Source organism: Pseudoalteromonas porphyrae (assembly GCF_001298125.1).
Classification (GTDB): Bacteria; Pseudomonadota; Gammaproteobacteria; order Enterobacterales; family Alteromonadaceae; genus Pseudoalteromonas; species Pseudoalteromonas neustonica.
In genome coordinates, this window is record NZ_LHPH01000017.1 from 87,495 (window position 1) to 96,257 (window position 8,763).

At 39.0% G+C, this 8,763-nt stretch carries 7 protein-coding genes; 3 read left to right on the forward strand and 4 right to left on the reverse strand.

Features of this window, described 5'->3' with window-relative positions; translation table 11 throughout:
- Positions 1 to 99 precede the first annotated feature (99 nt).
- Positions 100 to 273, forward strand: a complete 174-nt coding sequence (locus ADS77_RS22735) for a hypothetical protein (RefSeq protein WP_157756435.1) — start codon at positions 100 to 102, stop codon at positions 271 to 273.
- A gap of 289 nt (positions 274 to 562) precedes the next feature.
- Here ADS77_RS22735 and ADS77_RS14600 read toward each other — a convergent pair whose 3' ends face one another.
- Complete coding sequence (locus tag ADS77_RS14600) at positions 563 to 811, reverse strand: hypothetical protein (protein WP_054455075.1); 249 nt, start codon at positions 809 to 811, stop codon at positions 563 to 565.
- Between the two features lie 296 nt (positions 812 to 1,107).
- Here ADS77_RS14600 and ADS77_RS14605 point away from each other — a divergent pair, with 296 nt between their 5' ends.
- Positions 1,108 to 2,223 (forward strand): MBL fold metallo-hydrolase, encoded by a 1,116-nt coding sequence (locus ADS77_RS14605; protein WP_054206925.1) that lies wholly within the window; start codon positions 1,108 to 1,110, stop codon positions 2,221 to 2,223.
- 44 nt (positions 2,224 to 2,267) lie between these two features.
- Here ADS77_RS14605 and ADS77_RS14610 read toward each other — a convergent pair whose 3' ends face one another.
- Positions 2,268 to 4,094: a winged helix-turn-helix domain-containing protein gene (locus tag ADS77_RS14610; protein ID WP_054206926.1), complete on the reverse strand. Its 1,827-nt coding sequence runs from the start codon at positions 4,092 to 4,094 to the stop codon at positions 2,268 to 2,270.
- Between the two features lie 709 nt (positions 4,095 to 4,803).
- Complete coding sequence (locus ADS77_RS14615) at positions 4,804 to 5,040, reverse strand: hypothetical protein (protein WP_054205789.1); 237 nt, start codon at positions 5,038 to 5,040, stop codon at positions 4,804 to 4,806.
- Between the two features lie 740 nt (positions 5,041 to 5,780).
- Between ADS77_RS14615 and ltrA the strand changes: the two genes are divergently transcribed.
- On the forward strand, positions 5,781 to 6,962 hold the full coding sequence (gene ltrA / locus ADS77_RS14620; RefSeq protein WP_235575788.1) for a group II intron reverse transcriptase/maturase: 1,182 nt from the start codon (positions 5,781 to 5,783) through the stop codon (positions 6,960 to 6,962).
- 292 nt (positions 6,963 to 7,254) lie between these two features.
- Here ltrA and ADS77_RS14625 read toward each other — a convergent pair whose 3' ends face one another.
- On the reverse strand, positions 7,255 to 7,695 hold the full coding sequence (locus ADS77_RS14625; protein WP_054455077.1) for a helix-turn-helix domain-containing protein: 441 nt from the start codon (positions 7,693 to 7,695) through the stop codon (positions 7,255 to 7,257).
- Positions 7,696 to 8,763 lie beyond the last annotated feature (1,068 nt).

Consider the following 8,763-nt stretch of genomic DNA (forward strand, 5'->3'; position numbering starts at 1 on the left):
TCTATGTTATGAACAAGGCAGTACAGTTGCCAAAGAGCAGCAATATTGGTTTGAACAATTAAAATTTTGGATTGATGCACATGCGATAAAGTGCTTTGAATGCAGAAAGAAAACTCGTGCAATAAACCGGCTGAAATTAGCTATGCAAACTTGGTTATTAAAAAATCTAGAACGCCAGAGGAAAATCAATTACTCAAGTCTACAGCGCAGCAACTGTTTGATTTAGGTATGATCAACAAGGAAAATAAACTAAACGCTATTTGCAAAATGTAAATAGGCGTAATTAGAGGGATTTATGTATAAAAAAGGACAGCCACAAGGTTGAATGTGAGAACGCTAATTTTCTAAAAATTGTGCCTGTCCTATTATCTTGTCAAGCGTAGGCGCTGAGCTTGCTGACGCGTGTGATTGGTAGGTTGGTTTAAATTGTAGGTCGTTTTTTAGGGCGTATAATTCAAATTTACCACAGAGATCACAGAGGCACTTCGTGCTGCATCGGGGTTAAATATATGTTACAAGTTAATAATGTTTATATGTTTTAATAATGTTGAAAATGAAAGGTTTATATTTTAAAACTAATTTCAGTCCTAATTTTGTCTTTTGAGCGGCAAAGGCAAAAAGCAAGACGCGACCCCAATGAGTTTGAATCGGTAGCAATAACTCCTTCGCGCTTGAGATTCATTTTCAACCAATGTTTACCTTTTATGGCATTAGCCTCAACCTGGTTATAGACACCACTGGGTTGATTTGAACTAGCGCAACCAAGTATAAAGTAACAAGCAAAAGCTACTACAAAAATACGTTTTAACATGTTTAATTCTTTTTCACTGAAGGTGATTTATAATGACTAAAATTAGCAGTCAGTTATGCAATCAGTTGGGCGCTTTGCGCTGTAACAACAGATAATACCGACTAATACTTATATGATAAGCAGTTAATTACAAGGTTTTATTTTACTTTCTTTTTAATCCTTTAAAAACATAACAAACTGTTTTTAAAGGATTAAAAAACTATTCATTTTCTATTCAACTTAAAATAAGTTTTCAATAAGACTTCATTTGTTATTTTTTTTATCCTCGATGAAAAATTAACAAAGAGCGCCTTATCATGAAATTAAAAACACTCTCTCACATTATTTCCCTTATGCTATTAACGGGTTGTAGTTCCCAAATCGAGCGGATAGAAAACCCAGAACGAAAAACAAGTACTGCACCTTACGAGAACCTTTTTCCAAGCCACTTTATTGGAAACGGCCCGCACCACATCAATGATGATTTAGATTTACTAAAACCAGAAGAAAAAATGGTGGTTGAGAGAGCTTTTCTTGATCCCGTGCCATCGCATAAATACAGTAAAAGTTATGGTTACAACTTCGCAGATTTAGTTTACTCAGACATTAAAATTGATGAGCATAAGCAAGGTGAAATAACATGGTTAGGACATGCCAGCTTTTTAATTCAACAAATGAATAATGATGCGTTTGTTACCGACCCTGTTTTTCATGAGTTTGATGGTTTTTTAGGTTGGTTAGGGCAAAGTATGAGTACGTCGTTTGTTCGCCTTGGCGAGGCCCCTGTTAAAGCTAAAGAGTTAGACTTTGTCTCTGGTGTGTTGATTTCACATGACCATTTCGACCACCTAAGTAATAAAACTCTAAATGAATTCAGTGAAAGAACACATTTGTACTTACCGTTAGACAGTAGTAGTGACGTAGATTACAGCGTTGGACCAACAACCGAAATGGATTGGTATACGCAAACCCAACACAGTAAAACCCAAGTACACTTTTTACCTAGTAACCATAACTCTTCAAGAGGAATTTTTGATACCGATGATAGTTTATGGGGGAGCTGGATGCTGGATGATGGTGAATATAAAGTATATTTTGCCGGAGATACAGGTTATAGCGATGTATTCAAAGATATAAGAGCTAAAATGGGTCCAATGGATGTCTGCCTAATGCCAATAGTCGCTTACCATGAAGGAAAGCGACGTGTACATATGTCTCCCGAAGACGCAATACAAGCCGCAGAAGATTTAGGCTGTAAGGTTTTTGTTCCTTGGGGTTATGGCACGTGGACCTTAGGCTGTGAGCATGTGCATGAGCCTTTAAGACGACTCGATTTAGCGATTAAACAGTCGACACCAAACTTTACGGTAAAAACCTTAAAAATGGGTGAAAGCTTAAATTACCATAAGCTACTTAGCTCAACTAAAAGCTGACACAGCAATATATTTTAGCAAAATTGAGACGTAGTTCGTAGCAACTACGTCTCAAAATAGTCTAGCTTTATCAGCTCTGCTTTGTGCTTCTCTAACCAAAACACTGACGCATTTTCCCTAATATAGTTCCTGTATTCTGGCGTGTTGGGGTCACTAGTAAACTTTTGCAGTTGATACAGGAGCAGTGAAGCATGCAACGCATTATTGTGCTGGTAAGTTAATCTTGCGTTATTAAACGCTTGCTTAGCTACGCTAATTGCCGCAACATTATCTTTTTGAGCACGCAATAGCTTCGCTTTTTGATTAAGGTTAAAACTATTTTTTGGCTGCGAATCTGACAAAGATAATGCATCTTTCCACCTTTCATTGTCTATATACCAAGTGAATAGATCTTCAACACAGCTTTCATAAAGCCATTGATAACTTGATAATTTAGGTAAACTTAACGTTTTTAAATAGTATGACTCTGCTTCAATCGGACTCGATGCGAATAACGCTAGATGATAATAAATAGTAGCAAAATAAGCGTCATCAATATTATGAGTAATTAGTAGTGACTTAGCAGTATTTAAGTATTGATAACGGTTTACCAAGTCTCCCAACTTATGCGACAAAATTGATCCTGTTGTGTGGGCTGAGACTTGTGCTATAACATCACCTTTCTTGCTAGCATATTCACTCGCCTTTTTTATATGCTTCTGTAACTGAGCAGGCTGATGTTTTGCATAGGCAAGCCACGCTAATGATATTTCTATTTTATAAGCAATATCTGAAAACTTTGATTCCTTTACTTTAGCTAATGCACGCTGATAATACTTCAACGCATAGTGATATTCTCCTTGTTGGTGAAAAACCCCCCCTTTGAGGTACAACCCGAGTGCAATGTAAGGTGAATGTGGTCCTTGATGAGGGAATTCAATCAGTTTTTCGATTAAAGCTTTCGCAATATCATACTGTTGGTTACCAATCTGCTGTTTAATAACATGATATATAACGGAGGGGACCTGAGGTTGTTGCTCTAACAGTAATTGCAACTTTGCGCTTAATACCCTTGGGTTAGGCTCATTCAAGTAACCTGTTCGCTGAACATTCTCAATAGTATCATTAAGTGAGCTAGCCAAGTCCGTTTCGTTTTTAGCAATAACAAAACCATGCCAGTCCCGTTTAACTCCCAGTAGTTTGTACTCAAAAAGTAAACTCTCATTAAAAGAAGATAGATAACCCGAAATCAACATTGACTGGTCATCTAGTTTTGCATTTTCTCTCGTCATATCTGAATAGCGAAATAAAGCAGTTGTATCTAGTGAAGCTAACCGCGGATTATCGCCAAGATAATTTGCATTTTCGGCTATTCGTTTTTCAAAATGTGCAACCCTTTCTTTATCTAACTCGGCAGATATCGAAAAAGGGAGCAGGTATAGTTTACTGGCGACTTTATTTTGAGAGGCATTATCACTGAGCCAAAATAAAAGGATAGACATTGCAATTAAAAGCAAAGAGGCAATAAAGTACAAATAAGTTTGAGGCTTTCTACTTTTAGTCGCTACTTCATTTAGTTTTTCTGCTTCACTTGCTTCTTTGACTTCAAAAGGCAACTGCCATTGATAGCCTTTTTTAGGAAAGGTTTTAATCGCACTGCTCCCAAAAACACTGCGTAATTGACTAATATTCTGAAAAACAACTTGTTCAGAAACTGATTGCTGCCCCCAAATTTCATCGAGGATAGTTTCTTTACTCAGAATTTTATCGGTATTTTTGATAAATAAAGCTAATAGTTTTGCTTCATTACCTTTTAAAGCTTTGGGTTTTTCGTTGTAGTAAAGTGTAAAAGTATCTTGATCAAAATAATACTTTTCAAAATAATAGCGCATAAAAAATTCGTTAATGTATAGTAAGTTTGATACGCCCTCGTGGATGCATAAATAAACTACTAAAGCCAAGTGTATGGTTTATTTTATCAAAGACTTGGCAAGCAGACCATTATCAGTTTACTTAACCTGAACTCGGTTTAAGAGATATTTAACAAGTGGACATATCGGGAAAGTTATTTTTATGGATATCTAGCTTGATAGTTTTTCTTAATTTGAGGTGAATTTCGCGTCAATAGCTAACCTATTGCAAGTAAATTTAACGAAGATGTTATATAAATACTGCTAGAGAACCCTTTATTTAGCCGATCACAGGTTACTTAATATCGCCTAGCGAATGGCAGCTAAGTCTGAGAAAGAGTTAATTATCTACTTCGCAATAATCTATGTATACATCATTGTTGCGACCCCAACGAAGAAGGTTTTCTCTATTTATTTCTACCGTATCGTCCATACTACCTCTAGGAATATAACGAGGCTGTAGAATAACTCCAACAGCCAAATTAAATTAAAAAACGAGCTCCTGTGATTAACTCTAAGCGTTTTTAAAGCATTAGGTAATGCATTTGGAACCCATAAAACAGGCTGTTTTTCTTAAAAAAGAGTAATTCTACAGCCACAACGCCCGCCTAACACGCAATGTGTTGGCATGGCTTTTTGCGTTGTTTGCCAAAGCTATGACAACTTAACATTGTCGGAGCTAAGGCGCTTGTTAGGTGTTTTTATCACTTTTGTCTGGAATATCATTACATAAAGCACACTCTACACCTTTACGTGATTGATATAATCTTGAACATATAAACACTGTTGTTGTAATTAAAGACCAAGTACAAGCAAAAATTAATGCTTCTTGAACTGAATGCTGTTTAAGCAACTCAACTATAAAAAGTAAGGCTGCTACTGCAAGAAATACTTTTAATGCTCTAACGAACCAAAACTTAAATCCCATTTGAACTCCAAACCTGAGAAACACCTAACCGCCGCCATAAGCGGTGAGTAATAGCTTGTTAAAATGTGAAACGAAGTGGAACCGAGCAAACTGTTACGAATCCGACTTAATTGCCTTGTGTACGCCCGACATGGGCATTGACTTATGAGGTGAAAGTCCTCTGTAGGAAGATCACCGTTTAAATAACACACTGTTATTAAACGATAGACACTCGCAAATGGCAAGGGCTAAATCGTGAGAGATAGTCAGGAGGAAGCCGCTAGCATTCTTTATAAAAATAAGTGTGAGCTGATGAACAAAAACATCATATGGGGCGTAGGCTGGAGACGAGCTAGCACAAGATAGCGAAGTCATGTGATCTAACGGCCACCGTAAATGATGCAGTTGTGCAGAGAAAGTCGATGCACCTGTTCTTTATTGGTAAAAAGGGGGGGGAGATCTGATAAACACGCATCCGCGCTAACGCTTGGAAATTACCAGTTAGGGACTGGTTGTTCAACCCTTGGCGCTCTGGTTGCTGCGACCTACAGCGAGCGAAATAGCAGTAAACAAACGTTAGTTTAGACGCGCTTTATCGAGTAATCGCTAGAGTGACTTATCAGAAGTCAGCAGGTGGCATACGACTGCATGGATGCAGAAGGTAGAGCAACGCAGGAGCAGTTGCCGAGTAGCCAAACGCCCATCGTAATGGAGGGGACACGGTGAAGGCCTGAACATCTTAACCAGAGGAGACACTACAAATGAACTTGAATTCACATAGATCACCGTGTTGTGATAGTGATGAACAGCGTTCGACTGTGAATAATACCTCGAATGAATATAACCAAACAGATCATGACCTKWTGGCAAGGGTACTAAGCAACCACAATATTGGCGTAGCATGGCAACATGTTAAGCGCAATAAAGGGGCTGCGGGTATTGATAATATGAGTATTGAAGAGTTTAATCACTTCGCTAAGTTACATTGGCTGGGTATTAAACAACAATTACTTAACGGCACTTATCAACCCTTGCCAGTCAAACGCGTGATGATACCCAAACCTGATGGCGGTGAGCGAATGCTTGGGATCCCTGCTGTTATCGACAGAGTGATCCAACAAGCCATTGCTCAAGTGATTAGCCCTTATTTTGAGCCTCAATTTTCACCACATAGTTATGGTTATCGCCCTCATAAAAGAGCCAGTCAAGCAGTGAACCATGTTCAATCTTGTGTTAAACAAGGTTATAAAACAGCGGTTGATATCGACTTGTCTAAGTTCTTTGATGAAGTAGACCATGACATGCTGATGAATCGTGTTGGYCGTAAAATMAAAGACAAAGCACTYATGCGCCTACTYGGTAAATACYTMCGAGCGGGAGTAGCAGAGCGCGAAACAGGTCTGTGGTTTGAGTCAACCAAAGGCGTCCCTCAAGGTGGGCCATTATCCCCTTTACTTTCCAATATTTTACTCGATGAATTAGATAAGAAGCTAACCTACAAACGCCTTAAGTTTGCACGTTACGCTGATGACATAATCATTTTAGTAAAAACGAAAAGCGAAGGGCTAATAATCCAACGGGAAATTACTGCGTTCATCACTMAGCGATTAAAGCTCAAAGTGAACGAATCGAAAAGTCGAGTCGGTCCAGTAACAGGCTCGAAATTTCTCGGGTTTACCTTTCGTTACGGTCAAGTGCAAATTCACGAACAGGCGCTAAAGAAATTTAAAGCAAATGTMAGRGAACTCACTAACCGCAACTGGGGGATCTCAATGACCTTACAAATTCATAAACTCACGCAGTATTTACGCGGCTGGGGACACTACTACTTAATAGCCAACGCTTATCAACTAACAGTGGATTTAGATCATTGGATCCGCCGTAGGATAAGGATGTGCTACTGGCGACAATGGCGCTCTTTATTAAGGAATAGCCCGCACTAAAGTACGCAGTTTAATGAAATTGGGTGTTAGCGAGCGACTCGCCATAGCCTGTGGTATCACCAGTACCAAAAGTAGGCGCTTGGAAGCGAAGGCCCTTGTAGAAGCTCAAAAACAAAAGGAATTAACATTGCGCTAGGCAATAACTACTTAGCGTCACAAGGGTTAGTGTCATTGAAAGATATTTGGATCAATATTCATTACGGGAGATGAACCGCCCATTGCACTTCCTGTTAATAAAAAGCGCATGATGGGTGGTGTGGGGGCTGGAGGTTAGAGACCTCCGGCTACCCGATTATATGCCTGATGAACTCTGCCTCTTGGGTATGCCCATTAATAAGAAGCATCCCCACACTACATACAAAGCAAACCATATTGAATGATTAAAATCATCTGATCCAGAGGATAAAATAATAGCCATAAGCATATGCATTAGCGCGGTTATAATAAAACCAACTGAGCCTAACCAATAAAAAGACTTATTAGTCCAAGAGCCTTTATCAAAGTTGATTGATAATGTGTTTGCAGCCTTAATTTCACTAATAGTTAACTCATCCACAGTTACTTCAAACGCGGCAGCTAAAGATTGAACTGATTCATGCGAAGATAAACCTAACTTTTCAATTCGTTGAATTGTTCGCAAACTAAGACTACAAACGTCAGCCAAATGGCTTTGAGTCCAACCTCTTTTATTTCTTTCTGTTTTTATTAAATTAATATCTACATTCATATCCATAATTATTTCCTTGAAGTTGTTTTTCTAACAGTCTCAAAAAAATATAACTCCGTATACGTTAAACATATGACATTAGTAATGTGACACATGTGACAAAGGCATATAACGAGGCTGTAGAATTACTCTAACAGCCAAATTCAATTAAAAAACGAGCTCCTATAATTAACTCTAAGCGTTTTTAAAGCACTAGGCAATGCATTTAGGACCCACAAAACTGGCTGTTTTTCTTAAAAAAGAGTAATTCTACAGTCACAACGCCGTTTTAAGCGGCAAATTGCAGTTGGCTAAAATAAGTGAGGCACGAACAAAAAGCCAACTGTAAATTATCCGACTTGAAAACCCTTGTGTACGCCCGACATGGGCATTGACTTATGAGGTGAAAGTCCTCTGTAGGAAGATCACCGTTTAAATAACATACTGTTATTAAACGATAGACACTCGCAAATGGCAAGGGCTAAATCGTGAGAGATAGTCAGGAGGAAGCCGCTAGCATTCTTTATAAAAATAAGTGCGAGCTGATGAACAAAAACATCATATGGGGCGTAGGCTGGAGACGAGCTAGCACAAGATAGCGAAGTCATGTGATCTAACGGCCACCGTAAATGATGCAGTTGTGCAGAGAAAGTGGATGCACCTGTTCTTTATTGGTAAAAAGGGGGGGGAGATCTGATAAACACGCATCCGCGCTAACGCTTGGAAATTACCAGTTAGGGACTGGTTGTTCAACCCTTGGCGCTTTGGTTGCTGCGACCTACAGCGAGCGAAATAGCAGTAAACAAGCGTTAGTTTAGACGCGCTTTATCGAGTCATCGCTAGAGTGATCTATCAGAAGTCAGCAGACGGCATACGACTGCATGGATGCAGAAGGTAGAGCAACGCAGGAGCAGTTGCCGAGTAGCCAAACGCCCATCGTAATGGAGGGGACACGGTGAAGGCCTGAACATCTTAACCAGAGGAGACACTACAAATGAACTTGAATTCACATAGATCACCGTGTTGTGATAGTGATGAACAGCGTTCGACTGTGAATAATACCTCGAATGAATATAACCAAACAGATCATGACCT

What these genes read in the sequence shown, in the direction of transcription:
- ADS77_RS14605 (WP_054206925.1), top strand. Translation starts at nt 1,108, where the DNA reads ATGAAATTAAAAACACTCTCTCACATTATTTCCCTTATGCTATTAACG.
- ADS77_RS22735 (WP_157756435.1), top strand. Translation starts at nt 100, where the DNA reads ATGCAGAAAGAAAACTCGTGCAATAAACCGGCTGAAATTAGCTATGCA.
- ADS77_RS14600 (WP_054455075.1), bottom strand. Translation starts at nt 811, where the DNA reads ATGTTAAAACGTATTTTTGTAGTAGCTTTTGCTTGTTACTTTATACTT.
- ADS77_RS14615 (WP_054205789.1), bottom strand. Translation starts at nt 5,040, where the DNA reads ATGGGATTTAAGTTTTGGTTCGTTAGAGCATTAAAAGTATTTCTTGCA.
- ADS77_RS14610 (WP_054206926.1), bottom strand. Translation starts at nt 4,094, where the DNA reads ATGCGCTATTATTTTGAAAAGTATTATTTTGATCAAGATACTTTTACA.
- ADS77_RS14625 (WP_054455077.1), bottom strand. Translation starts at nt 7,695, where the DNA reads ATGGATATGAATGTAGATATTAATTTAATAAAAACAGAAAGAAATAAA.